Source organism: Halorubrum sp. SD41, from assembly GCF_058630335.1.
The window spans coordinates 1-23531 of record NZ_JBZVGZ010000030.1; the positions used below are offsets into that span (position 1 = coordinate 1).

Annotated in this window: 21 protein-coding genes and 1 pseudogene; 14 read left to right on the forward strand and 8 right to left on the reverse strand. The window is 71.0% G+C overall.

Going from position 1 to position 23531, the window contains the following annotated elements:
• Window positions 1-211: 211 nt before the first annotated feature.
• Window positions 212-796 carry a GNAT family N-acetyltransferase gene (locus AC4NMM_RS13175; protein ID WP_096393637.1) on the reverse strand — a complete coding sequence of 195 codons (585 nt, stop codon included), beginning with the start codon at window positions 794-796 and terminating at the stop codon, window positions 212-214.
• 148 nt (window positions 797-944) lie between these two features.
• Here AC4NMM_RS13175 and AC4NMM_RS13180 point away from each other — a divergent pair, with 148 nt between their 5' ends.
• The 7 genes and pseudogenes from AC4NMM_RS13180 to AC4NMM_RS13210 all read left to right on the forward strand — a co-directional run bounded on the left by AC4NMM_RS13180 (window position 945) and on the right by AC4NMM_RS13210 (window position 8866).
• Window positions 945-2864 (forward strand): ATP-dependent DNA ligase, encoded by a 1920-nt coding sequence (locus tag AC4NMM_RS13180; protein ID WP_491924454.1) that lies wholly within the window; start codon window positions 945-947, stop codon window positions 2862-2864.
• A gap of 112 nt (window positions 2865-2976) precedes the next feature.
• Window positions 2977-3714: pseudogene (locus tag AC4NMM_RS13185) on the forward strand (hypothetical protein); the annotation flags it as partial.
• A 35-nt stretch (window positions 3715-3749) separates the two neighbouring features.
• Window positions 3750-4484, forward strand: coding sequence for an MBL fold metallo-hydrolase (locus AC4NMM_RS13190; protein WP_491924455.1), 735 nt, complete (start codon window positions 3750-3752; stop codon window positions 4482-4484).
• A gap of 116 nt (window positions 4485-4600) precedes the next feature.
• Window positions 4601-6217: a glutamate-cysteine ligase family protein gene (locus AC4NMM_RS13195; RefSeq protein ID WP_491924456.1), complete on the forward strand. Its 1617-nt coding sequence runs from the start codon at window positions 4601-4603 to the stop codon at window positions 6215-6217.
• Between the two features lie 66 nt (window positions 6218-6283).
• Complete coding sequence (gene cdd / locus AC4NMM_RS13200; RefSeq protein WP_096393642.1) at window positions 6284-6694, forward strand: cytidine deaminase; 411 nt, start codon at window positions 6284-6286, stop codon at window positions 6692-6694.
• A 68-nt stretch (window positions 6695-6762) separates the two neighbouring features.
• Complete coding sequence (locus AC4NMM_RS13205; RefSeq protein ID WP_096393643.1) at window positions 6763-7581, forward strand: nucleoside phosphorylase; 819 nt, start codon at window positions 6763-6765, stop codon at window positions 7579-7581.
• Between the two features lie 103 nt (window positions 7582-7684).
• On the forward strand, window positions 7685-8866 hold the full coding sequence (locus tag AC4NMM_RS13210; RefSeq protein WP_096393644.1) for an NAD(P)/FAD-dependent oxidoreductase: 1182 nt from the start codon (window positions 7685-7687) through the stop codon (window positions 8864-8866).
• Between the two features lie 113 nt (window positions 8867-8979).
• On the opposite strand, the gene AC4NMM_RS13215 is transcribed toward AC4NMM_RS13210, so the two are convergent.
• Together AC4NMM_RS13215 and AC4NMM_RS13220 are read right to left on the reverse strand one after the other, a co-directional pair.
• Window positions 8980-9513: an Rrf2 family transcriptional regulator gene (locus AC4NMM_RS13215; protein ID WP_096393645.1), complete on the reverse strand. Its 534-nt coding sequence runs from the start codon at window positions 9511-9513 to the stop codon at window positions 8980-8982.
• 107 nt (window positions 9514-9620) lie between these two features.
• A complete protein-coding gene (locus AC4NMM_RS13220; RefSeq protein ID WP_096393646.1) occupies window positions 9621-9839 on the reverse strand; it encodes a hypothetical protein in 219 nt (72 codons plus the stop codon).
• 153 nt (window positions 9840-9992) lie between these two features.
• On the opposite strand from AC4NMM_RS13220, the gene rocF reads away from it, so the two are divergent.
• Window positions 9993-10898 (forward strand): arginase, encoded by a 906-nt coding sequence (rocF, locus tag AC4NMM_RS13225; protein ID WP_491924457.1) that lies wholly within the window; start codon window positions 9993-9995, stop codon window positions 10896-10898.
• Between the two features lie 35 nt (window positions 10899-10933).
• Here the strand turns inward: rocF and AC4NMM_RS13230 are convergent, their stop codons facing one another.
• Window positions 10934-11233, reverse strand: a complete 300-nt coding sequence (locus AC4NMM_RS13230) for a DUF7565 family protein (protein WP_004596437.1) — start codon at window positions 11231-11233, stop codon at window positions 10934-10936.
• Between the two features lie 149 nt (window positions 11234-11382).
• Here AC4NMM_RS13230 and AC4NMM_RS13235 point away from each other — a divergent pair, with 149 nt between their 5' ends.
• A complete protein-coding gene (locus AC4NMM_RS13235) occupies window positions 11383-12174 on the forward strand; it encodes a PHP-associated domain-containing protein (protein ID WP_096393648.1) in 792 nt (263 codons plus the stop codon).
• Window positions 12175-12267: 93 nt separating this feature from the next.
• Window positions 12268-13299 (forward strand): glutathione S-transferase family protein, encoded by a 1032-nt coding sequence (locus AC4NMM_RS13240; protein WP_491924458.1) that lies wholly within the window; start codon window positions 12268-12270, stop codon window positions 13297-13299.
• A gap of 284 nt (window positions 13300-13583) precedes the next feature.
• Here the strand turns inward: AC4NMM_RS13240 and AC4NMM_RS13245 are convergent, their stop codons facing one another.
• The 3 genes from AC4NMM_RS13245 to AC4NMM_RS13255 are packed head-to-tail and all read right to left on the reverse strand — an operon-like array spanning window position 13584 to window position 16915.
• Window positions 13584-14645, reverse strand: coding sequence for a sugar ABC transporter permease (locus tag AC4NMM_RS13245; protein WP_096393650.1), 1062 nt, complete (start codon window positions 14643-14645; stop codon window positions 13584-13586).
• Window positions 14642-15634 (reverse strand): carbohydrate ABC transporter permease, encoded by a 993-nt coding sequence (locus AC4NMM_RS13250; RefSeq protein ID WP_096393651.1) that lies wholly within the window; start codon window positions 15632-15634, stop codon window positions 14642-14644. The genes AC4NMM_RS13245 and AC4NMM_RS13250 overlap by 4 nt, the downstream gene beginning before the upstream one ends.
• Before the next feature lie 21 nt (window positions 15635-15655).
• Window positions 15656-16915, reverse strand: coding sequence for an extracellular solute-binding protein (locus AC4NMM_RS13255; RefSeq protein ID WP_491924459.1), 1260 nt, complete (start codon window positions 16913-16915; stop codon window positions 15656-15658).
• A gap of 204 nt (window positions 16916-17119) precedes the next feature.
• On the opposite strand from AC4NMM_RS13255, the gene AC4NMM_RS13260 reads away from it, so the two are divergent.
• The 4 genes from AC4NMM_RS13260 to AC4NMM_RS13275 all read left to right on the forward strand — a co-directional run bounded on the left by AC4NMM_RS13260 (window position 17120) and on the right by AC4NMM_RS13275 (window position 22915).
• Entirely contained in the window at window positions 17120-18253 is a 1134-nt protein-coding gene (locus AC4NMM_RS13260) for an ABC transporter ATP-binding protein (protein ID WP_491924460.1), read from the forward strand.
• A gap of 535 nt (window positions 18254-18788) precedes the next feature.
• On the forward strand, window positions 18789-21221 hold the full coding sequence (mutL, locus tag AC4NMM_RS13265; RefSeq protein ID WP_491924461.1) for a DNA mismatch repair endonuclease MutL: 2433 nt from the start codon (window positions 18789-18791) through the stop codon (window positions 21219-21221).
• 75 nt (window positions 21222-21296) lie between these two features.
• Window positions 21297-22457: a thiolase family protein gene (locus tag AC4NMM_RS13270; RefSeq protein ID WP_096393654.1), complete on the forward strand. Its 1161-nt coding sequence runs from the start codon at window positions 21297-21299 to the stop codon at window positions 22455-22457.
• On the forward strand, window positions 22454-22915 hold the full coding sequence (locus AC4NMM_RS13275) for a Zn-ribbon domain-containing OB-fold protein (RefSeq protein WP_491924462.1): 462 nt from the start codon (window positions 22454-22456) through the stop codon (window positions 22913-22915). Before AC4NMM_RS13270 ends, AC4NMM_RS13275 begins: the two co-directional genes overlap by 4 nt.
• A 25-nt stretch (window positions 22916-22940) precedes the next feature.
• On the opposite strand, the gene AC4NMM_RS13280 is transcribed toward AC4NMM_RS13275, so the two are convergent.
• Window positions 22941-23519, reverse strand: coding sequence for a putative phosphothreonine lyase domain-containing protein (locus tag AC4NMM_RS13280; RefSeq protein WP_491924463.1), 579 nt, complete (start codon window positions 23517-23519; stop codon window positions 22941-22943).
• Between the last annotated feature and the right edge of the window lie 12 nt (window positions 23520-23531).

Below are 23531 nucleotides of genomic sequence, written 5' to 3' on the forward strand. Positions count from 1 at the left end.
CCCCCTGTCTGGGGGGGCCTCCGTCCTCCAGGCCCGCGCCCCGGCCTGCCCCTTCGAGTCCTCCCCGCACGGCGCCCGCCCCTCCCGCCCCCCCAGCCTCGTCGCTGGGGGCTGCCGCCGCCAGCGACTCCCTCGCGCGTGCTGCTCGCGGCCTACCGGCCGCTCGCAGGCACGCGCCACGGCGACCGCAGAAAAGAGTCGGTCTCGCGGCTCAGCGGCCGGTGTCGTATTTATAAGTCGCCGAGTCCGGGTCGATCCCGAAGTCCTCGGCGGACTCCTCCGGCTCGTCGTCGCCGGTCGGCTCGGCGTCCTTGAACGCCTTTCGGAGGCTGCTCGGCATCTCGAACTCGTCGACGGCGAGCGCGAGGCCGACCACGTCGCCGCCGAGGAACTCCCGCTTCTCCGTCAGGCGGTCGGAGAGCGCGGGCGGGAGGTCGTCGGTGTCGACGCGCTCGAAGCCGAACTGCGCGAGGTAGTCGGGCTGGTCGGTGAGCACGTACACCGTCTCGAACCCGTCCGCGGCCGCGGTGTCGACGAGGCGCTCGACGACGTGCGCGCCGACCCCGCGGTGCCGCCACTCGGGGAGGACGCCGATCCCGGTGAGCTCGATCCGGTTGGCCTCGTCCTCGTCGCCGCGGTGGAGTCGGAGCCGGCCGAACCCGGCCCGGTCGCCGGACTCCTCGTCGACCGCGATCACGTAGTCCCGTGACCGGAAGGCGACGTCGTCGAGCCCCAGCTGCTCGATCGCGTCCAACAGCCACGCCTCGTCACGGTTCTTGGCGTCGCGGACGTACATAGAGAACCGTACGAGACCGGAGGTAAAAAGCGGTTCCCCGGCGGCTCCTCCCGCGTCTCCCGGCCGTGACGCCAGCCCCCTCGTCTCGTGCCCGCTCCCCCGGCGCGCATCGGACCGCTTTTGCGTAGCGGCAGCCGACCGGACGCGTATGGAGTTCGCCGCGCTGGCGGAACGGGCGGAACGGGTGGCCGCGAACGACGGCGACATCGAGACGACGCTCGCGGTCGCCGACCTGCTCGCGGACGCCGGCGCCGGAGGCGACGCCGACGGGGACGAGGAGGGCGGCGGCGAGGGCGACGGGTCCGCCGACGACCTCCCAGTCGTCGTCCGGTTCCTCCTCGGACGCGTCTTCCCCGCCCACGACACCCGCACCCTCGACGTCGGTCCCGCGCTCTGCCGCGAGGCGATCGCCCGCGCCGCGGGCCCGAACGTCGCCGCCGCCGACGTCGAGGACCGGCTCGCGGAGCGCGGCGAGATCGGCGCCGTCGCGGCCGCCTACGACTTCGGCGGCCAGCGGGGGCTCGCCGCGTTCGGCGGCGGCCGCGACGCGCTCACGGTCGCCGCGCTCGACGAGGAGCTGCGCGGCCTCGCGGCCGAGAGCGGCGACGGCAGCGAGTCGCGCAAGCGGGACGCCCTGTTCGGGCTGTTCACCCGGTGTTCGCCGAGCGAGTCCGCGTTCCTCGCCCGACTCGTCCTCGGTGAGATGCGGCTCGGCGTCGGCGAGGGGACGGTCCGCGACGCGGTCGCCGAGGCGTTCCTCGCGCCGCCCGGGGCGTCAGGAGAAGCGGACGAAGAGGGATCGAGCGAGGACGACCCCGAACTCCACGCGCCCGAGGACGCCGTCGCGGCCGTCGAGCGCGCGCTTCAGGTGACGAACGACTACGGCCGGGTCGCGGTCCGCGCCCGCGACGAGGGGCTCGCGGGGCTCCGCGAGGAGTCGCTGCGCGTCGGCCGGCCGGTCCAGGCGATGCTCGCGCAGGCGGGCACCGCGACGGACGCGCTCGACGCGTTCGGCGAGGTCGCCGTCGAGACGAAGTTCGACGGCGCCCGCGTTCAGGTTCACTACGACCCCGGAGCCGACGGCGGGTCCGAGGGCGGCGGCGGCGACGCCACCGACGGTGAGGCTCCGGAAGACGACGGCGACGCGGCGATCGGCCCGCGGCTCTACTCGCGGAACATGGACGACGTGACCGAGGCGCTCCCCGAGATCGTCGAGTACGTCGCCGAGCGCGTCGACGCCCCGGTCATCCTCGACGGCGAGGTCGTCGCGGTCGGCGACGACGGCGACCCGCTCCCGTTCCAGGAGGTGCTTCGGCGGTTCCGCCGGAAGCACGACGTCGACCGCATGCGAGAGACCGTCTCCCTGCGGCTCCACGCGTTCGACTGCCTCCACGCCGACGGTGACGACCTGCTCGACGAGCCTCTCCGCGTCCGCCACGACCGGCTCCGGGAGGTCCTCCCCGACGCGGCGGCGGACCTCACGCTGGCCGACGACGCCGAGGCGATCGCGGTCGCGGAACGGGCCGCGCTCGACGCGGGCCACGAGGGCGTCATGCTGAAGAACCCCGACGCGGCGTACACGCCGGGCGACCGCGGCCGCGACTGGCTGAAGCGCAAGCCGGACGTGGAGACGCTCGACGCCGTCGTCGTCGGCGCCGAGTGGGGCGAAGGGCGCCGCGCGGAGCTGTTCGGCACCTTCCTGCTCGCAGTCCGGGAAGAGGGCGACGCGAGCGAGGCCCCCGACCGCAGCGCGGGCGACCGCGACGCCGACGACCCCGCGCCCGCGGGGTACGCCACGGTCGGCAAGGTGGCCACGGGGATCACGGACGAGGCGCTCGCGGGCCTCACCGAGCGGCTGGAGCCGCACGTCGTCGACGAGACGGGGACCACGGTCGCGTTCGACCCGGAACTGGTGGTCGAGGTCGGCTACGAGGAGATCCAGGCCTCGCCGACGTACTCCGCCGGCTACGCCCTCCGGTTCCCCCGGTTCGTCGGCGTCCGCGAGGACAAGGGGGTCGACGACGCCGACTCGCTCGCGCGGGTCCGCCGGCTCGCCGGCGACGACTGAGCCGACGCGAGAGGGCGACGAGCGACGCGGCCCCCGCGGCGTTCCGCCACGCGAAACCCCTTCAGGGTCCGGCTCGTAGGCGCTCGCATGCCAGGCCCGCTCGGCGACGCGACGCGGCGACGACCGGATCGCGGTGGAGCCGCTCGCTACGGGCGACGCCACGCCTACCGTGATAATCTCGCGGCTCGGCCACGCGCTCGACCGCGACCGCCGCGTCCTGTTCGTCGCCAGAGACGCCGACACCGCGACCGCCGTGCGCGACCTCCTCGCCGATCCGCCGCTGCTCGCCGCCCGGACCGACGGCCGCCGAACCTTCCACCTCGGCCCGGACCGGGTCCCGGTCTCGGGCGGCGGCTACGCCTGCGTCCGCGCCGAGGGGCTCGGCGACCCGACGTTCGCGTGGCGGGAGACGGACACCCCCGCCGGCCCCGTTCCGGCCCGCCCCGACGTGGACGCCGCGGCCGTCGACGACGACGGTCGGCCCGCGGTCCCGCGGCTCGTCTGCGAGGCCGACGGAGAGGCGGTCGCCGTCCTCGCGGGCGTCGACAGCCTCCGGACCCCGCCGGACGACGCGTTCCCCTTCGCGTACCGCCGCGATCCGGACGACAAGCGGTTCCGGGTCCGTCGGGGCGACGACGGGGTCGTCGTGGAGACGGTCGGCGGGTTCGCCGCGCTGCGCGAGGCGGGGTACCTTCCGATTCCGATGCCCTTGGTTCCGGAACACGCGCTGGGGCGCTCGCTCGACGACGAGGCGCTCGCGGCGGCGTGGGACCTCTCCGTGATCGACGGCGCGGACGCCGAGGAGGTCGACGGCGTCGACCGCGGCGCCGAGCGCGACCGCGACCGATAGCCACCCTCAAGGCGCCCGCGGCCGCAGACGGTGACATGACGGTCCGCTACGAGGAGCTCGCGGTGGAGTGGCTCGGATACGCGACGGCGCGGCTGGAGACGGACGCGGGGCCCGTCGTCTACACCGATCCCGGCCGCTACGGCGTCCTCGACGACTACTGGGCGCGCGACGGCGACCTCGTCGTCGTCACGCACGACCACCACTACGACGGCGACGGGATCCGATCGGTCGCGAGCGAGGACGCGACGCTCGTGATCTACGAGGCGGTCGACCCCGCCGGGATCGACCGCGACGTCGAGCCGATCGACGCGCTCGCGGCCGACTACGAGGTGGTCCGGGTCAGCGAGGAGGAGCGCGTCGACGTCGACACGCCCGCCGGCGAGGTGCGGGTGTGGTCCGTCCCCGCCCACAACGACCCGGAGGGCCCGAACGCGGACGCCGACGGCTCGGTCGCGCACCCGCCCGGCTTCGGCTGCGGCTTCCTGCTGTCGCTCGGCGGGCGCACCGTCTTCTGGCCCGGCGACTCCGACGCGCTCGACGGGTTCGCCGAGCTCGACGTCTCCGTCTTCCTCGCGAACATCGGCGGGGGCGGCATCGTCGCCGACCGACGCGAGGCGGCCGAGCTGGCCGAGGCGATGGACCCCGACCTCGTCGTCCCGATCCACTACGACACCTTCGAGGGGCTGGAAGCGGACGGCGAGGCGTTCGCCGGCGACGTGGCGAGCCGGTCGATCCCCGTCGCGCTCGACGCGCGCACGGCGAACCAGTAGGCCGAGAGTTCGGCGAGCCGGCGGGGAGAGACCCCCTCGGAGCGGTCGTGGGAACGCGACCCGAACGCTCTCGCGGCCGGTGACCTTTTCACGTCGCCGCGTCCTTCCTCGGTCGCATGACCACCGAGTCCGCGCTCGCCGACGGGGTCCGGGAGGCGCTTTCGGTCGACGCCGAGGCGTTCGCCGAGCGCGCGGCCGAGGAGGCCGAGATCGTCAAACAGGAGCTCCGCGACGGCTCCTTCGACAACCACCAGTCGATCGTCGGCTTCGAGTACGAGTTCTACGCGGTCGGCGACGGGCGGTGGAGCGAGGAGTCGCGGGCGGGCGAGTACGCGCTGATGCGCGTGCCCCGCCGGATGCTGGAGCTGATGGGGTTCGAGAAGGAGCTCGGGCTCCACAACGCCGAGATGTCGACGAGCCCGCAGCCCCTCTCCGACCACGGCCTCCGCGCGCAGCTCGCCGAGGTCCGCGCGCGCTTGGAGGCCGCCGAGAACACCGCCGGCGTGGAGGGGATGCGGCTCGTCTCCGACGGGCTCTGGACCATCCCGCCGGCGGGCGAGACCGCTCGCGAGTACCTCACCGACAGCGTCGAGGTCGACGGCGTCGTCGTCGCGGTCAACATGAGCGACTCCGTCCGGTACCACGCGATGGCGAACGCGGCCGGCGACGAGGAAGCCGATGGCGCGGAGTCGGCCGGGGGGGACGGGACTCCGGCCGAGCCGTCCGGGAGCGCCGAGGTCGAACTCTCCGCCCCGGGCGTGTCGATGGCGGCGGACACGGTGATGCCCGAGAGCCTCATTACCTCGATCCAGCCCCACTACCAGGTGGCGCACGCCGAGACGCTCCCGCGGCACTTCCGGTACGCGCTCCGGATCGCCGGGCCGCTGCTGGCGCTCGGCGTCAACTCCCCGTTCTTCCCGCCGGACCTGTACGACGACGGCTGGGACGGCGAACGCGTCCTCGCCGAGGGGGCGACCGAGAACCGGATCCACGTGTTCGAGTCCGTCCTCAACGCCCGGACCGACGCGGACAAGGTGCGGTTCCCGCGCGACTTCCGGGACGTCGAGACCGCGGTCGACCGCATCGCGGGCGACGAGACGCTGATCCCGATGCCCGACCCGGGCGGCAGCGACCGGTTCGACGACGACTTCGCGACGTTCCGGACGAAACACGGCAGCTACTGGCGGTGGGTCCGCCCCGTCTTCGAGGGGGCGAGCCGCTCGGCCGCCAACGCCCGGATCGAGTTCCGCCCGATCCCCGGCCAGCCCACGGTCCGCGACTCCATCGCGTTCCAAGGGGCGTTCGCGGGCCTGATGCAGGCGCTCGCCCAGCACGAACACCCCGTCATCGGACTCGACTGGGAGACCGCCCGAGACAACTTCTACGCCGCCGTCGCGGACGGCATCGACGCCGACATGGAGTGGATCGGTCGCGACGGGGAGCGCACGACGGACGCGGACGCGATGTACGCCGACCTCCTCGACCACGCTGAGGCGGGGCTCCGGACCGCGGGCTGCGCCGACGACGAGGCCGCCGAGTGGATCGCGCCGCTCCGCTGGCGCGTCGCGAACCGCACGACCCCGGCGAGCTGGAAGCGCGACCGCGTCCGCGACCGCCTCGACGACGGCGACGAGTTCGCGACCGCGGTCCACGACACCCAGCGCGAGTACATCCGCCAGCAGGCCGACACGCTCATCGACGGCGGCTTCTCGGCGTGGACTGACGACGCTTGACGGGGAGACCCTGCCCCCGCGACCGCGACACAGCACAGTTATCGGCGCGCCGCGTCATCCGTCGGTATGGACGATGACGATCTGATCGCCGCGGCCCGCGAGGCCCTAGAGGCCGCCCACGTCCCGTACTCCGAGTACCGCGTCGGCGCCGCGCTCCGGACCGCCGACGGCGCCGTCTACACCGGCTGTAACATCGAGAACGCGAACTACTCCAACAGCCTCCACGCCGAGGAGGTCGCGCTCGCGGAGGCGGTGAAGCACGGCCACCGCGAGTTCGACCGGATCGCGGTCTCCTCGGGCGTGCGCGACGGCGTCACCCCCTGCGGGATGTGCCGGCAGTCGCTCGCGGAGTTCGCGGCCGACGACCTCGTCGTCGCCTGCGACGAGGGCGGCGACGCCGTGACGGAGTACACCCTCGGCGAGCTGCTCCCGAACACCATCTCGGAGGGGACGCTCGACGACGCCAGCGGGCACTGACGCCGACGGGACGGCCCCGGGCGACCGAGACGGAACTACTTTTAAACGGCTCGCCGAACGGCGGAGACATGACCGAAGACAGCGAGGACCCGAACGACGGGGCCGGCTACCACGTCGAGGCCGCGCCCGAGGACGTCGCGGACGCCGTCCTCCTGCCCGGCAACCCGGAGCGCGTCGACAAGATCACGGCGCTGTGGGACGACCACGAGGAGGTCGCGCGCCACCGCGAGTACCGAACCGCGACCGGGACGTACGACGGGACGCCGATCTCCGTCACCTCCACCGGGATCGGCTCCCCCTCGGCCGCAATCGCCGTCGAGGAGCTCGCGCGCGTCGGCGTCGACACGTTCATCCGGGTCGGCTCCTGTGGCGCGATCCAGCCGGAGATGGAGGTGGGCGACCTCGTCATCACCACGGGCGCGGTCCGCCAGGAGGGGACGAGCGACGAGTACGTCCGCGAGGACTACCCGGCCGCGGCCGACGGCGAGGTCGTCTCCGCGCTCGTCGCCGCCGCCGAGCGGCTGGGCCACGACTACCACACCGGCGTGACGATGAGCGCGGACTCCTTCTACGCCGGCCAGGGGCGCCCCGGGTTCGAGGGGTTCGAGGCCGCCGGCTCGGACGAGCTCGTCCGGGAATTACAAGACGCGAACGTGAAGAACATCGAGATGGAGGCGTCGGCTATCCTCACGATCGCGAACGTGTACGGGCTCCGCGCGGGCGCGGTCTGCTCAGTCTACGCCAACCGCGTGACCGGCGAGTTCCGGACGGAGGGCGAGTCGCGCGCGGCCGAGACCGCGAGCCTCGCGGTGAAGCTGCTCGCGCGGATGGACGAGGTGAAGCGGGAGGCGGGCGCGGACCGCTGGCACGCCGGCCTCTCGCTGTAGCGGGCGCGCGGTCCCGGCGTTGCGGACCGTCACCGCCGCGTCGGCGATTCTCGCCTGCGAGCGTTCCAAAGCGACTTTATCTGCGCGCCGTGGAGTTACGGCCATGAGTACACAGGTCGTCGTCGTCGGCTCCGGGTACGCCGGCGCAGGGGCGGTGAAGGCGTTCGAAGACGAGGTCGGCGAGGGCGAAGCCGAGCTCACGTGGATCTCGGAACACGACTACCACCTCGTCTTACACGAGGTCCACCGCGCGATCCGCAACCCCGCCGTCGAGGACAAGATCACGATCCCCGTCGACGAGATCAAGTCGCCCGAGTCCGACTTCGTCCAGGGCCGGGTCGTCGACGTCGACACCGACGACCGCGTCGTCGAGACCGACGACGGGACGACCGTCGACTACGACTACCTCCTCTTAGGCATCGGCTCGACGACCGCCTTCTTCGGCATCGAGGGGCTGAAGGAGCACGCCCACCAGCTGAAGGGGCTCGACGACGCGAAGGCGATCCACGAGGACGTCCGCGAGGCGGCCGCGGACGCGACCCGCTCGGACCCCGCGCGGGTGATCGTCGGCGGCGCCGGCCTTTCGGGCATCCAGACCGCCGGCGAGATCGCCGAGTACCGCGACAAACACCGCGCGCCGCTCGACATCAAGCTGGTCGAGGGGCTCGACGAGGTGTTCCCCGGCAACGACCCCCAGATCCAGGGCGCGCTCCGCCAGCGGCTCGAAGACGCCGACGTCGAGATCCTCACCGGCGACTTCATCTCGGAGGCCGACGAGGACGCGGTCTACCTCGGCGGCGGCGAGGACGAAGAACCCGAGGAGCTGGGCTACGACGTGCTGATCTGGACCGGCGGCATTACGGGCCAGCCCGAGCTGGAGAACGTCGAGGTCGAGAAGGACGACCGCTCGAACCGCGTCCACGCCGGCTCCGACTTCGCCACCAGCGACGACCGCGTGTTCGCCATCGGCGACACCGCGCTCGTCGAGCAGGGCGACGACGACGTCGCCCCGCCGACCGCGCAGGCCGCGTGGCAGGCCGCCGAGGTCGCGGGCGAGAACCTCGCTCGCGCCGCCCGCGGCGCGCCGCTCCGCTCGTGGACCCACGAGGACAAGGGGACGGTCATCTCCGTCGGCGAGGAGGCGGTCGCCCACGACGTGATGGGTATGCCGATCAAGACGTTCGGCGGCACGCCCGCGAAGCTGCTGAAGAAGGCGATCGCCACGCGCTGGATCAACAAGGTCTCCTCCCCGGGCCGCGCGGTCGGCGCGTTCGGCGACATGTGAACGCGGGCGACTCGGGGTAGCGGCTCGGCTCGACGGAATCGTTTTCACCGTTTCGGCGGCTACTGAGCGACGCGCTCCGACAGATTACGACTCGCAGAAACTCCGTCGGACGGTCAGTGCTCGGCCGGCTCGTCGGGCGCCCGCATGTCGTCGATCCGCAGGATGAGAATGTTCGCGGTGTCGTCTTTCCCGTCGACGGTGCCGTCGATGACGAGCTTCGAGAGCGGCGTCGGGCCGACGGTGACGCTGTCGCCCTCGTGGAAGTCGCGGACCGAGCCCTGAACGTGAATCTCGGCGCGGCACAGTTCGGGGTGGTGGACGCTGGAGAGGTCGATCCCGTCGACGTTGATCCCCTCGACCTGCTCGCCCTCGTGGTAGATCGGGACGTCGGCCGGCTCGTCCATGCGCTGGATGTCGAGCGCCTCGTAGGCGTTCGAGGTGGGCTTGTAGCCGCCCTTCGGGCCGGGTACGCCCTCGACCAGCTGGAGGGCCTTGAGGCTCTGCATCTGGTTGCGGATCGTCCCGGGGTTGCGGTCGACCTCCTCGGCGATCGCCTCGCCCTTCACGGCGTCCTCTTCTTCCCCGTACAGGTTGATGAGGGCCGAGAGGATGCTTTTCTGGCTCGACGTGAGCTCGATCGATGACATGGTGCCAATTACAGAGCGCCCCCGCTTAAATGCGATGGAATTCACTTATAAATGATCATGCGGAATCGCCCCGACGGTCGGGTACAGTCGGCGCTGAGCGCCCCGCCCTACTCTCCGCGCAGCCGCTTCATCCGGACGTACGCGAGCGGGCTCGACAGCGCGACGACGACGCCGACGCCGACCAGCGCGACCCCGAAGTCGACGGCGACGAACGAGACCGCGGCGCCGACGAGGCCGATCGCCGCGCCGGTGAACGCGACCGCGATGGTGGCGCCCATCGGCTCGATGTCGCCGGGGTCGACCGAGTAGGGATCGGAGCTGCCCATGAACGTCCCGTGGCGGGCCGGGCGCAAAACGGTGTCCGATCCGGCGAGGCGGGCGCGGGGCAACGGCGGCGTTCGAGCGCGACGTGACCGCGTCGACCCGCGACGGGCGCGTCGATCCCAACCATTGAAGCGCTGGCGCGCCGCGTTGCCGGTATGACCACGGTCAGGATCATCGGCGCGCCGACCGACTACGGGGCGAACCGACGCGGGGTCGACATGGGACCGTCGGCGATCCGGTACGGCGGGCTCGCCGAGCAGCTCGCCGGCGCCGGCGTGGAGGCGGTCGACGCGGGCGACCTCCCCGTCCCGCGGGCGGAGGAGCGCGACCCGGACGCGGACGCGCCCAGCGAGGGGAAGGCGAAGTTCCTCCGCGAGACGGCGGACGTCTGCCGGCGGCTCGGCGACGAGGTCGCCGCGACGCTCGACGACGGCGAGGTGCCGCTCGCGCTCGGCGGCGACCACTCCATCGCCATCGGGAGCCTCTCGGGGTCCGCGCGCGACGCGGAGATCGGCGCCGTCTGGTTCGACGCGCACGCCGACCTCAACACGCCCGCGACGACCCCCTCGGGCAACGTCCACGGGATGCCGCTGGCGGCCGCGCTCGGGGTCGACGAGTTCGCGGACACCGAGTGGGCGAACGCCGCGGGACTGTCGCCGGAGAACGTCGCCCTCGTCGGGCTCCGGTCGGTCGACGAGGCGGAGGCGGAGCTGATCCGAGAGCGCGACTTCGCCGCGTACACGATGTCGGACATCGACGAGCGGGGGATCACCGAAGTCACGGAGGAGGCGCTCGAGGTCGCCGCGGACGGCGTCGACGGGATCCACGTCAGCCTCGATTTAGACTGGCTCGATCCCAACGCCGCGCCCGGCGTCGGGACGCCCGTCCGCGGCGGGGTCACCTACCGCGAGGCGCACAGCGCGATGGAGATCGTCGACGAGACCGACGCCCTCCGCTCGATGGAGATCGTCGAGGTGAACCCGACGCTCGACCAGCACAACGAGACGGCCGAGCTGGCGACGGAGCTGGCGGCGAGCGCGTTCGGGAAGCGAGTTTTATAAATCGGGTTCGGAGAGCGGCGGGTCGGGAGAGCGGGTCAGACGCCGCGGTCGAGCTCCTCGACGACCCGCTGGAGGTCGGCCGCCGACTCGATCTCGCCTTTGATCTCCTCGCGGCGGCGGACGGCCGCCGAGTCGGCGTCGTACGCGCGGACGAACTCGGCGCGGGTGTGCTCGTCGAACGCGTGGCGGATCGCGAAGTAGCCGTCCGGGACGATGGTGCCGCAGACCTTACACTCGTGGCGCTGGTGCTCGTTCGTCTGGTGGACGATCGCCGCCTCCACGTCGTCGAAGGCGGCGTCGCAGTCGCCGATGCCGCACGTCCAGCGAGGGGCCATACCCCGAACTCTCGCCCGAGGGGGATTAACGGTTTCCCACCTCGTCGGGCCGTGCCGCGGCGGCGAGGAAAGCGTGCCGCGGCGACGCCGGGGGGTGCCGCGTCTCTCTGTCCGCGGTCGCGGCACCGTCGTCGTCGAACGATACGCCTTTGCGCCGCCGCGACGACCGTGCGACCGTGACCCGACCGCAAACGCGCGTCGACGCCCACGTGAAGGTGCTCGACGACGAGGTCGTCGCCCGCGCGAAGGCCCGCGGGATCGACGCGCTCGTGTACGCGCCGCACTTCACGCGGCTCCCGACGATCCGCGAGCGCGCGGCGCGGTACACCGACGACGAGCTGACCGTCGTCCCCGCCCGCGAGGTGTTCACCGGCGACTGGGGGAACCGGCGGCACCTCCTCGCCATCGGGCTCTCGGACCCGGTCCCCGACTACATCACCTTCGAGGGCGCGATGGCCGAGTTCGAGCGGCAGGACGCGGCGGTCCTCGTCCCTCACCCCGGGTTCGCCACCATCTCGCTCACGCAGCCCGAGGTCGACGCCCACGCCGCGCGGCTCGACGCGGTCGAGACGTACAACACGAAGCTGCTCCCCCACCAGAACGCGCGAGCGCGCCGGACCGCCGAGGAGACCGGCTGCGCCGGGTTCGGCTCGTCGTACGCCCACCTCCCCGGCACGGTCGGCGAGGCGTGGACCGCCTTCGAGGGCGACCTCGCCGACGAGGAGGCGGTCGTCGACGCGTTCCGCGAGCGCCGGCCCCGGACGGTGATCCACCGCGGCGGCGCCGGCCACCAGCTCCGCGGGCTCGTGGAGTTCGCGCACCTCGCGTACGAGAACACGTGGGCGAAGCTCGACCGGATGTTCCTCTCCGGCAACGAGCCGACCCTCCCGTCGAACGTCGCCTACGAGGGCCGGTTCGACGACGTGAGCGTCTACGAGTAGGAGGGGATCGAGATCCGGCGGTTCGCTCCGCGTTCGGCGGGTGACACGCGTGTCCCCGCCCACGTTATACGGACGGAGGCCCACGTACCGGACATGAATCAGCTCGTGAACGGCGAGTGGCGCACGGACACCTACGAGGCGACCGACGAGGAGGGCGCGTTCCAGCGCGGCGAGACCACCTTCCGGAACTGGGTCGCGGGCAGCGACGTGCCCGACCACGTCGACGCGGAGCCGGACGAGCGCTTCCAGCCGGAGGCCGGCCGGTATCACCTGTACGTCTCGTACGCCTGCCCGTGGGCGCACCGCACGCTGCTCGCGCGGTCGCTCTTGGGCCTCGAAGACGCGATCGGCGTCTCGGTCGTCGACCCGTACCGCGACGAGGACGGCTGGCAGTTCACCCCGGAGAAGGAGGGCTGTACCCGCGATCACCTCCACGACAGCGACTTCCTCCGCGAGCTGTACGTGGAGGCCGACCCCGACGCCACCTGCCGGGTGACCGTCCCCGTGCTGTGGGACAAAGAGGAGGAGACGATCGTCAACAACGAGTCGCGCGAGGTCCTCCGCACCCTCTCGACCGCGTTCGACGACCTCGGCAACGGCGTCTCGCTGTTACCCGACGCGGACGACGACGCGACCGTCGCGGACGTCGACGAGGTGATCACGGACATCTACGAGCCGATCAACAACGGCGTCTACCGCGCCGGCTTCGCCACCTCGCAGAGCGCCTACGACGAGGCGATCGACGACCTGTTCGGCGCGCTCGACCGCTACGACGAGCGGCTCGCCGACCAGCGCTACCTCGTCGGCGACTCCCTGACTGAGGCGGACATCTGTATGTTCACCACCCTGGTCCGCTTCGATCAGGTGTACCACACCCACTTCATGTGCAACCGGAAGTTCATCCACCAGTACGAGAACCTCTGGCCGTACCTGCGCGACCTCTACCAGACCGAGGGCGTCGCGGAGACGGTGAACATGGAGCACATCAAGGAGCACTACTACACCACGCACCCGGACGTGACCCCCTCGGGCATCATCGCGCGCGGCCCCGACCTCGACTTCGAGGCCGCCCACGACCGCGACCGGCTCACGGGAACGCCGGCGCCTCCGACCGCGGCCGACTGACCGGCGGAGGGGTTCGGGCGGTGCGGTTTTTATTAGTCATTTCGGGGCGGCCCGCCGTCGAGCGGCCGCCGCCGGCGGCCGCGAGAAGCCCGCGAGGGAGGCGGCGGTCCGGCGCGGCTCCGCCCGCGCCGGGCCGCCCGCCGAGGCTGGGGAGGCGTGAGGTGCGGTGCCGTGCGGAGCGGTCGAGACGATCGGTCGCGGGCCGGACCGCTCAGGCAAAAACGAACCGCGAAAACGAGAAACGAGAAACGCAGATCGACCGAAGACGGACCGCGCTCGGTCCGTTACCCCTCCATGCCGCCGAACGAGAGGCCGTCCTCGACGGAGCGCTGGGCCGCGAAGTAGACGATCGCGACCGGCAGCGCGAACAGGTTCGCGAACGCCGCGAAGCGGGTCCACGGCGTCGAGAACCGGCCCTCGGTCGCGATGTTGTACAGCTCCACCGACAGCGGGTAGTTCTCGGGGCGCAGCAGCGTCTGCGCGATGATGAACTCGTTCCAGCCGGCGAGCCAGACGAAGATGAGCACGACGGCGAGCCCCGGCTTCGTCAGCGGGAGGATCACCTCCCGGATCGTGTCGAGGAAGCTCGCGCCGTCGACCATCGCCGCCTCCTCGTAGGAGACGGGGATGTTGTCCATGTACGTCTTCAGCAGCCACGTGTTGAACGGGATCGCCGACGCGGCGTAGAACAGCCCGAGGACAAACAGGTTGTTCGTGAGCCCGTAGCTGCTGAACAGCGAGTACAACGCCACGAGCGTCGCGATCGACAGTCCGGCGCCGATCTGCGTGAACAGCACGTAGCCGTAGAGGATGCGCTTGCGGCCCACGAACTTCCGGCGCGAGAACGCGTACGCCGCCGGGACGATCATCCCGAACCCGGCCGCGAGCGTCACGCTGACGATGTAGAGGCTGTTGAACAGCGCGCCGGGACCGGTCTCGGTGCCGGCCCACCGGAAGCTCACCAGCCCGCCCCCGCCGCCGAGGACGAGCTGGGGGTACCCCCAGTCGCCGTCGACGAAGAAGAAGTCGGACTCGAAGATCACCCAGCGGTACGCGCCGAGGTTGTACGTCGACGGGTCCGGGAAGATGCCGCTGGTGGTGAACAGCCGCGTCCCCTCCGCCAGCGACGCGGTGAAGATCCAGAACAGCGGGAACAGAAGCACCAACACCATCGCGAGCCCGAACAGCGTCATCAGGACGCTCTTCGAGACGTCCCACGGCGTGCGTTTGCCCGCGCGGAGGTCGTAGATCGCCCGCTGGACGGTGACGACGAACCGCTTCGGGGCGGTCGCGAACGCGACCAGCTTGGCGGCGACGAGCGCCGCGAACGAGCGGACCGCGCTCATTGCTCACCCACCCCCTCGGCGAGGCCGCCGTAGCGCACGGCGACGAGCATGAAGAGTCCGACGAAGGCGATGGCGACGATGAGGATCGCCGCGGAAAGCCCGAACTCGTTGAAGCTGATCGCCTCGCGGTAGCCGTACACGATGATCAGCTCGTTCTGCCTGGCCGGGCCGCCCCGGTTGAACACCCACGGGATCAGGAATTGCTGGAACGACGTCGCCGCGGTGAGGATGGAGGCGAAGAGGACGGGTCCCTTGATCGCCGGGAGGGTGACCGTCCGGAACCGCTGGAGCCACCCGGCGCCGTCGACCATCGCGGCCTCGTGGAGCGACTTTGGCACGTCCTGTAAGGCGCTCACGATGATGATCACCATGAACGGGTACGCGAGCCACACCTCCGTGGTGACGTACGCGAAAAATGCCTCCCAGCGGCCGCTGAGGAAGCCGATCGGCACGTCGAAGAGGAGGACCTGCGGCGCCGACAGCGCCGACATGAACTCGTTGTAGCGGCCGAGCAGCGTGTTGAACACGCCGAATCGGGCGTCGCTGAACATCCCGCGCCAGACGGTGATCGTGAAGATGCCGGGGAACCCCAGCGGGACGATCACCGCGGCGCGCATGTAGCGTTTGCCGACGACCCGCGCGTGGTTCAAGAGGAGCGCGATGCCGACGGCGACGAACACCTTGACCACGAGCGAGACGGCGACGAACAGCCACGTCGTCGACATCGACGTCCAGAACTGCGGGTCCGCCAGCAGCTGTGCGTAGTTCGCGAGCCCGATCAGCTCGGCGCCGCCGCCGATCACCGACCCGGCGAACGTCGCGTCGGTCAGCGAGATGTAAAACAGGTAGACGATCGGGTACAGCATGAAACTCGAGAAGAGGACCACGCCGGGGATGACGAGCAGCAGTCCCCAGTCGCGACCGGAGAACGGCAGCGCTGACCGGAGCCGCGAGAGCCCGCCGCCGGCGTCGAGTTGTGAAGAGGCCATGGTAGCTGGTGGAGAGGCCGCCTACTGGTTCTCCCGGATCTCCGACGCGGCCTGGTCGAGGGCCGGGCCGCTCTCCTGATTGCCGTTGAAGACGCGGGTCAGCGCCTCGGTCAGCGGCGTCCAGACGGCGTTCATGTTCGGGTGGGTCGGGATGGGCACGCCGTGGTCGACCTGCTGAGCGAACGCCTGAACGTCGGCGGAGAGGTCGCCGTCCTCCACGACGGAGGAGAGGACGGGAATGTACCCCTGCTCCTCGGCGTTGGTCTCGATGATGTCCTCGTTCGTGGTGTACCACTCGGCCAGGCCCGTCGCGGCGTCGACCGTCGGCTGGTCGGCGTCCGACAGCATCGCGCTGAAGTAGAACGTCTGGATCCCCGAGTACGTCCGGGGGTTGTTGCCGTCGACGGTCGGCAGCGTCGTGACGCCGAGATTCTCGATCTCCTCGCCGAGGTTCGCGATCTCCCACGGGCCGTTGATCGCGAACGGCGCGGCGCCGTCGGCGAACGCGACGATCTGCGACTCGTAGCCGGGGTCGGCCGGCACGTAGTCGAACAGCTGTTCAAGCGCGTCCATCCCCCGCTTACACGCGTCGCTGTCGAGGGCGGTCTCGAGGCTCTCCGTGTCGAAGATGTCGCCGCCGTACGCCTGGATGAACCCGCTAGCAAAGTACGGGTCCGTGACGGGGTACGAGAGGCCGTACTCGCCGTTCTCCGGGTTGTGATACTCGTCCATCACCGAGAGCATCTCCTCGAACGTCTCGGGCGGCTCGTCGACCATGTCCTCGTTGTAGAACAGCGCGACCGTCTCCGAGGCGAACGGGAGCCCGTGGAGCGCGCCGTCGAACTGGACGGCCTCCTGGGCGGTCTCCGTGAAGACGTCCAGCGAGGCGTCGACGTCGTCGCTCGCGTCGTAGAGGAACGGCGGCTCCTCGCGGACCGCGAACCGGCCGATCCAGTCGTGCGCCCAGATCCACGAGTCGGGCCCCTCGCCGGCCGGGATCGCGGTTTCGAGCTGCTGGTCGAGCTCGCCGCCCGGCTCGTTCTTCTCGATCGTGTTGGGGCTCTCGGACTCGTACTCGTCGATGTACGAGGACATGGCCTCGTCCTCGCCGTCCGAGAGGTCGGTCCACAGCGTCGCGGTGCCGCCGCTCTCGCCGTCGCCGCCATCGCTTCCGTCGGACCCGTCACCGCCGTCGCCGCCGGTGCTGATACAGCCCGCGAGTCCCGCGAGCGCAGTCGTTCCCCCCATCGCCTTGAGCAGCGTTCTACGTTTCTTGTTCATGTGGCTAGAACAAATGATGAATTATATTTTCATACATTTAGTGTTTGGGGTACGTCCCGATCGATCCGGATCGATCCGTGTCGACCGTGACGATCGACGATCGACTCGGCGAGTGGGTGTTGCCGATATTTGAGAAGAGATTATTCACCATATATCAGAAAAACAGCAAAGAACTCATATGCCAGCGGACCGGTCTTCAGGGAAATGGCACGCGTCACGCTCGATACGCTCCGGAAGGAGTTCGACCGAGGGACCATCGTCGCCGTCGACGACCTGGACCTTGAGATCGACGACGGGGAGTTCGTGACCGTGGTCGGGCCGTCGGGCTGCGGGAAGACGACCACGCTCCGGATGGTCGCCGGGCTCGAAGAGCCGACCACCGGTACCGTCAGCTTCGACGACGAGGACGTCACCGAGGTCCACGCGAAGGAGCGTCCCGTCGCGATGGTGTTCCAGAACTACGCGTTATACCCCCACAAGACGGTCCGCGAGAACATGGCGTTCGGGCTCAAGATGAGCACGGATATGACGACGGAGGAGCGCCACGAGCGCGTCCGGGAGATGGCGGAGATGATGGGGATCGAGGACCTCCTCGACGACAAGCCGGACGAGCTCTCCGGCGGGCAGAAGCAGCGCGTCGCGCTCGGTCGGGCCATCGCGCGCGAGCCCGAGGTGTTCCTCTTCGACGAGCCGCTCTCGAACCTCGACGCGAAGCTCCGCACGGAGATGCGCGCGGAGATTCAGAAGCTCCAGAAGGAGTTCGGCGTCACCGCGATGTACGTCACCCACGACCAGGAGGAGGCGATGACGATGGGCGACCGCCTCGCCATCCTGAACGACGGCGAGCTCCAGCAGGTCGGCGAACCCACCGAGGTGTACCAGAACCCCGTCAACGAGTTCGTCGCCGGCTTCATCGGCTCGCCGTCGATGAACTTCCTCGACGTCGACGTCGAGACCGACGGGACGACCGCGACGGTCCGCGACGAGTCCTCCGGGCTCTCGCTCTCGCTCAGCCGGGAGTACGTCGCCGGCCACAAGTTCGAGAGCGGCCCGTACACGCTCGGGATCCGCCCGGAGAACATCGAGGTCGTCGAGGAGCCGACCGGCGAGGAGACGCTGACCGCGACCGTCGAGGTCGTCGAGCCGATCGGCTCCGACAACTACGTCCACCTCGACGTGACCGAGGACTTCCTCGCGCGAGCGCCGGCGGACGTGCTCCCCGAGGCCGGCGACGAGGTCGGCGTCACCTTCGACGAGGCGGACATCCATCTGTTCGACGCCGAGACCGGCGAGGACGTGTTCCTCACCGACGAGGAGATCGCGGCCGCGGTCGCTTAATTAGAGTCGGGTTTCGGGGACACCCCCGACGTGTGAACCGATCGTTCGTACTTTCTCCCCATGGCGAGATCGAGTCTTATCGGAACCCGACAGGTCTACCTGAAAACTGCTGACGCCGCGATGGCCGCTTCCGGTTTCTGATCTGCTTATTTATAAATGATTTCTGGCGGAGCGACAGAGAACACCGCCAAAGCCCCAGTCGCGAGGCGGGCGCACGCTCGCTGCGGTCCTCAGTCGCTCGCTTCGCTCGCTCTCTGCGGTCCTTACTTCGCCTGCGCCCGCCTCGCGACTGCCCCTTTGAGTCCCGCCCGGCCGCGACCGCACCGCGCCTCACGCCTCCCCAGCCTCGTCGGTGGTCCTCCGCGTTGCTCCGGATCACCGACTCCCTCGCGCGTGCTGCTCGGCCGCAGAGCGGCCTCGCAGGCACGCGCCACCGCATTTGTTTATAAAGGGCATGCTCGCCGGGCTTCAGTCCGTCTCGCGTCGCCGCGGGCGACAACGGCTTGAAGTGCGCGCTCGTCGGACGGACGGTAACATGGAGCCGCCAGACATCGAGCGGTTGGACGAGCGGACCGTCCAGCGGATCGCGGCCGGCGAGGTCGTCGAGCGGCCCGCGAGCGTCGTGAAGGAGCTGGTCGAGAACAGCCTCGACGCGGGCGCGAGCCGCGTGGCGGTGTCGGTCGAGTCGGGCGGCACGGAGGGGATCCGCGTCCGCGACGACGGCGTCGGCATCCCCGAAGATCAGCTGGAGGCGGCCGTCGCGGAGCACGCCACCTCGAAGATCGGCGACATCGAGGACCTCGACCGCGGCGTCGCCACGCTCGGCTTCCGCGGCGAGGCGCTGTACACCGTCGGCGCCGTCTCCCGACTGACGGTGCGGTCGCGCCCCCCGGACGCCGAGGCGGGCGCGGAGATCACCGTCGAGGGCGGCGAGGTCGGAGAGGTCCGGCCCGCGGGCTGCCCGGCGGGCACGACCGTCGAGGTCGACGACCTCTTTTATAACACGCCCGCCCGCGAGAAGTTCCTCAAGCGGACGGCCACGGAGTTCGACCACGTGAACACCGTGGTGACGAGCTACGCGCTGGCGAACCCCGACGTCGCGGTCTCCTTAGAGCACGACGGCCGCGAGACGTTCGCGACGGAGGGGAACGGCGACCTCCGCTCGGCCGTCCTCGCCGTCTACGGCCGCGAGGTCGCCGAGTCGATGATCGACGTCGACTGGGCACCCGACGGCGGGGACGGGGACGAGGACGGAACGGGAGACGACGCGCCGGTCCGGCGCGTGACGGGGCTCGTCTCCCACCCCGAGACGGCGCGCTCAACCCGCGACTACCTCTCGACGTACGTCAACGGCCGGTACGTCACCGCGAGCGCGCTCCGCGAGGCGACCCTCGACGCCTACGGCGGCCAGCTGGCGCCCGACCGCTACCCGTTCGCCGTCCTCTTCGTCGAGGTCCCGCCCGGCGACGTCGACGTGAACGTCCACCCGCGCAAGCTGGAGGTCCGCTTCGACGAGGAGCCCGCGGTCCGCTCGGCGGTCGAGGACGCGGTCGAGTCGGCCCTACTCGACCACGGCCTGATCCGCTCGACGGCGCCCCGCGGCCAGTCGGCGCCGGACGAGACCGCGGTCAGTCCCGAGACGCCCGACGCCGAGGCCGTCGGCGGGGCAGACACCGGCCACGAGCGCGCCGCGCGCGAGGGGCGCGAGCCCGCGAGCGCGGCTGAATCGGCCGAGTCGACGGAACCGGCCGAGCCGACGGACTCGACCGAATCGACCGAATCGACCGACTCCGGAGGGACTACGGACGGGGACCGCGAGACCGGCGCGAGTCCGACCGACGCGGACGTCGCGGATTCGTCCGACGCGGACGGCGTGGACCCGGCCAGTCCGACCGAGCTGGACCCGGACGACGACGCGGCGTGGGCGGTCGACGGGCTGGGCGGCGGCGCGGGCGACGACGCGGTCGGCGACCGGCCCTCTCCCCGAAGCTGGCAGGAAGACGCGACGGAGCGCGATCCGGGAGGACCGACCGACGTCGGCGCCGGGGACGAGGCCGACGACGCCGAGACCCTGAGCGGCGCGGTCGACCGCGACGCCGACGCCGCGAGCGTCGAGGACCCGAACGGCTCCCCGTCGCCCGGTGACGGACTGGACCGCACCGGACCTGACCGCAGCGAACCTGACCGCGACGGAACGGCGGGCGGCGGGGAGGCGGCGAGCGGCGGGGGGGCGGCGAGCGGCGGGGAGGCGTCCGTCGGCGGAAACGCGCGACGGTCGGACTCCCGACCCCGACCCGCCGCGCGACAGCGGACCCTCGACGGCGAGGCGACCGAGCGCGAGCGGGAGTTCGACTCGCTGCCCTCGCTGCGGGTACTCGGCCAGCTCCACGAGACGTACGTCGTCGCCGAGGCGCCCGACGGGCTCGTGCTGATCGACCAGCACGCGGCCGACGAGCGGGTGAACTACGAGCGGCTGAAGGCGGCCTTCGCGGACGGCGCGGACGCGCAGGCGCTCGCGGAGCCGGTCCGCATCGAGCTGACCGCGCGCGAGGCGGCGCTGTTCGAGGAGTTCGTCGACGACCTCGCCGCGATCGGGTTCCGGGCCGAGCGCGCGGGCGAGCGCGAGGTCGCGGTGACGGCGGTCCCGGCCGTCTTCGACGCCGCGCTCGACCCCGACCTCCTGCGGGACGTGCTCTCCGCGCTGGTCGACGACGCCGCCGCGGGCGACGAGCCGGTCGCGGACGTCGTCGACGAGCTGCTCGCCGACCTCGCCTGCTACCCCTCCGTCACGGGGAACACCTCGCTGACCGAGGGGCGGGTCGTCGACCTCCTCGACCGCCTCGACGCCTGCGAGAACCCGTACGCCTGCCCGCACGGGCGCCCGGTCGTGATCCGGCTCGACCGCGACGAGATCGGGTCGCGCTTCGAGCGCGACTACCCGGGCCACGGCGGGCGGCGCGCGGAGTGAGTCGGCGGGGAAGGCCTCCCCATCCCACCGACCGCAGAGAGGTACGTTTTAGGCGACCGCGTCCGACCCGCGGACATGGAACGCGTAGCGATCGTCGGCGCGTCGATGACCCGGTTCGGGCAGCGCGACGCCTGGGTTCGGGAGCTGCTGGCGGAGGCGGGCGCGGCCGCGCTCGACGACGCCGGCGTCGACGGCGACGACCTCGACCACCTGTACGTCTCGAACATGGCCAGCGGCGAGTTCGAGGGACAGACCGGCGTCCCGAACGCGCTCGCCCACGACCTGGCCGCCCAGCCGGCCTACACCGCGCGGATCGACCAGACCTCCTCGTCCGGCGGCGCGGGCGTGTACGCCGCGTGGCAGTCGGTCGCCTCCGGCGCGAGCGACCTCACGATGTTAGTCGGCGGCGAGAAGATGACCCACCGGACGACATCGGAGGCGACCGACGTGATCGCGTCGCTCACCCACCCGGTCGAGTACAAGCAGGGCGTCACGCTCCCCTCCTTCGCGGGGCTCACCGCGCGCCTCTACCTCGACGAGTACGACGCGCCGCGCGAGAGCCTCGGCAAGGTCGCCGTGAAGAACCACAAAAACGGCGTGGACAACCCCCACGCGCAGTTTCAGAAGGAGGTCGACCTCGACACGGTGCTCGACTCGCCGGTCGTCGCCGACCCGCTCCGGCTGTACGACTTCTGTCCGATCACGGACGGCTCCGCGGCGCTCGTCTTCTGTCCCGAGTCCGTCGCCGAGGAGTACGCGCCCGACGGCAACTACGCCGTGATCAGCGGGATCGGCGGCGCGACCGACACCCACGTCGTCCACGAGCGCGCGGACCCGACGACGATGGGCGGCGTCGTCGACTCCTCTGATATCGCCTACGAGATGGCCGGGATCGGCCCGGACGACGTCGACGTGGCGGAGCTCCACGACATGTTCACCATCCTCGAGTTCCTCCAGAGCGAGGACCTCGGCTTCTTCGAGAAGGGCGAGGGGTGGAAGGCGGTCGAGGAGGGCGTCACCGACCGCGACGGCGAGCTCCCGATCAACACCTCGGGCGGGCTCAAGTCGAAGGGCCACCCGCTCGGGGCCAGCGGCGTCGCACAGGTGTACGAGATTTACCAGCAGGTCACCGGGAACGCCGGTCCGCGACAGGTCGAGGCCGACACGGGGCTCGCCTGTAACGTCGGCGGGTTCGGGAACTGCGTGACCACCACCGTCTTGGAGGGAAGCCAATGAGCGACAACGAGCACGACGACGCGACCGGAAGCGACGGCGAGGAGTCCGGCGGCGACGAACCGACGTTCGAGGCGGCGGAGTACGCGGACGGGACGGTCACCTACCCGCCCCACACCGTGAGCCCGAACGGCGCCGAGCGCGTCGGGACGGTCGACCTCCGCGAACACGAGGCCCGGGTGATCACGTGGACGACCTCGACCGCGACGCCCCCGGGCGTCCGCGAGCCGAACACGCTCGCGATCGTCGAGTTCGAGATGGGCGACGAGTACGACGGCCCGCCGGTCCGCGCGCTCGGGCAGATCGCGGAGCGCGAGGACGACTCCGGGAAGTCGTTCGACGTCGACATCGGCGACCGCGTCGAGCCGGTGTACGCCGACGAGTTGCGCGAGCCGGGCGCCGGCATCCGCGAGCCGGAGAGCCAGGACTGGGACGGGTTCCGGCTCCGACCGGTCGAGTAGCCGGACTTCTCCCCCGATTCGAGCCTCAGACCCGGAACCGCGCCGCGTCGGAGGCGGCGAGCGCGCCGAGCCGCTCCTCGTGGACCCCGTCGAGCGTGTACACGTCGGGTCGGTACCGGATCTCCTCGGTCGCCCCGTGGACCTCCCGCAGCCGGCGCCGCACCCGCTCGACGTCCGCCCGATCGAAGTAGTTCGGCGTGAACACCAGCACGGCGTGGTCCGTCTCGCCGAACGCCTCGCGGCCGGCGCGGGTCGTGACCTTCGCGTCCCAGAACCGCCCGGCTTCGACGTCTTCGACGACCGCTTCCCAGAACTCGTCGACCGTCTCGGCGGGGCGCTCGACGAGCCACTTCCCGCTCAGGTACGTCGTCTCCAGCGCGAGGCGGTCGACGTCGCGGACGGTCTCGGGGTCGGCCGGGAGCGACGCCACTCGCTTCGGGTCGACTCCCGGCAGGTCTGCCTCGCTCGTCGCGGCCGGCCGCGTCACGTCGTGGTCCGGAAAGTAGCCGTCGCGGGCCTGCCTGGGAAATCCGGTCACGTGCTTGACCCGGAGCCAGTGCCACCCCTCTTCGTCGATTTCGGTGGGAGAGCGGTCGGTGACCATAAGACGGGTTGC

Bases quoted from the DNA above. Each gene is read 5' to 3' on its own strand.
- AC4NMM_RS13175 (WP_096393637.1), bottom strand. From the start codon at position 796: ATGTACGTCCGCGACGCCAAGAACCGTGACGAGGCGTGGCTGTTGGAC.
- AC4NMM_RS13180 (WP_491924454.1), top strand. From the start codon at position 945: ATGGAGTTCGCCGCGCTGGCGGAACGGGCGGAACGGGTGGCCGCGAAC.
- AC4NMM_RS13190 (WP_491924455.1), top strand. From the start codon at position 3,750: ATGACGGTCCGCTACGAGGAGCTCGCGGTGGAGTGGCTCGGATACGCG.
- AC4NMM_RS13195 (WP_491924456.1), top strand. From the start codon at position 4,601: ATGACCACCGAGTCCGCGCTCGCCGACGGGGTCCGGGAGGCGCTTTCG.
- cdd (WP_096393642.1), top strand. From the start codon at position 6,284: ATGGACGATGACGATCTGATCGCCGCGGCCCGCGAGGCCCTAGAGGCC.
- AC4NMM_RS13205 (WP_096393643.1), top strand. From the start codon at position 6,763: ATGACCGAAGACAGCGAGGACCCGAACGACGGGGCCGGCTACCACGTC.
- AC4NMM_RS13210 (WP_096393644.1), top strand. From the start codon at position 7,685: ATGAGTACACAGGTCGTCGTCGTCGGCTCCGGGTACGCCGGCGCAGGG.
- AC4NMM_RS13215 (WP_096393645.1), bottom strand. From the start codon at position 9,513: ATGTCATCGATCGAGCTCACGTCGAGCCAGAAAAGCATCCTCTCGGCC.
- AC4NMM_RS13220 (WP_096393646.1), bottom strand. From the start codon at position 9,839: ATGGGCAGCTCCGATCCCTACTCGGTCGACCCCGGCGACATCGAGCCG.
- rocF (WP_491924457.1), top strand. From the start codon at position 9,993: ATGACCACGGTCAGGATCATCGGCGCGCCGACCGACTACGGGGCGAAC.
- AC4NMM_RS13230 (WP_004596437.1), bottom strand. From the start codon at position 11,233: ATGGCCCCTCGCTGGACGTGCGGCATCGGCGACTGCGACGCCGCCTTC.
- AC4NMM_RS13240 (WP_491924458.1), top strand. From the start codon at position 12,268: ATGAATCAGCTCGTGAACGGCGAGTGGCGCACGGACACCTACGAGGCG.
- AC4NMM_RS13245 (WP_096393650.1), bottom strand. From the start codon at position 14,645: ATGAGCGCGGTCCGCTCGTTCGCGGCGCTCGTCGCCGCCAAGCTGGTC.
- AC4NMM_RS13250 (WP_096393651.1), bottom strand. From the start codon at position 15,634: ATGGCCTCTTCACAACTCGACGCCGGCGGCGGGCTCTCGCGGCTCCGG.
- AC4NMM_RS13255 (WP_491924459.1), bottom strand. From the start codon at position 16,915: ATGAACAAGAAACGTAGAACGCTGCTCAAGGCGATGGGGGGAACGACT.
- AC4NMM_RS13260 (WP_491924460.1), top strand. From the start codon at position 17,120: ATGGCACGCGTCACGCTCGATACGCTCCGGAAGGAGTTCGACCGAGGG.
- mutL (WP_491924461.1), top strand. From the start codon at position 18,789: ATGGAGCCGCCAGACATCGAGCGGTTGGACGAGCGGACCGTCCAGCGG.
- AC4NMM_RS13270 (WP_096393654.1), top strand. From the start codon at position 21,297: ATGGAACGCGTAGCGATCGTCGGCGCGTCGATGACCCGGTTCGGGCAG.
- AC4NMM_RS13275 (WP_491924462.1), top strand. From the start codon at position 22,454: ATGAGCGACAACGAGCACGACGACGCGACCGGAAGCGACGGCGAGGAG.
- AC4NMM_RS13280 (WP_491924463.1), bottom strand. From the start codon at position 23,519: ATGGTCACCGACCGCTCTCCCACCGAAATCGACGAAGAGGGGTGGCAC.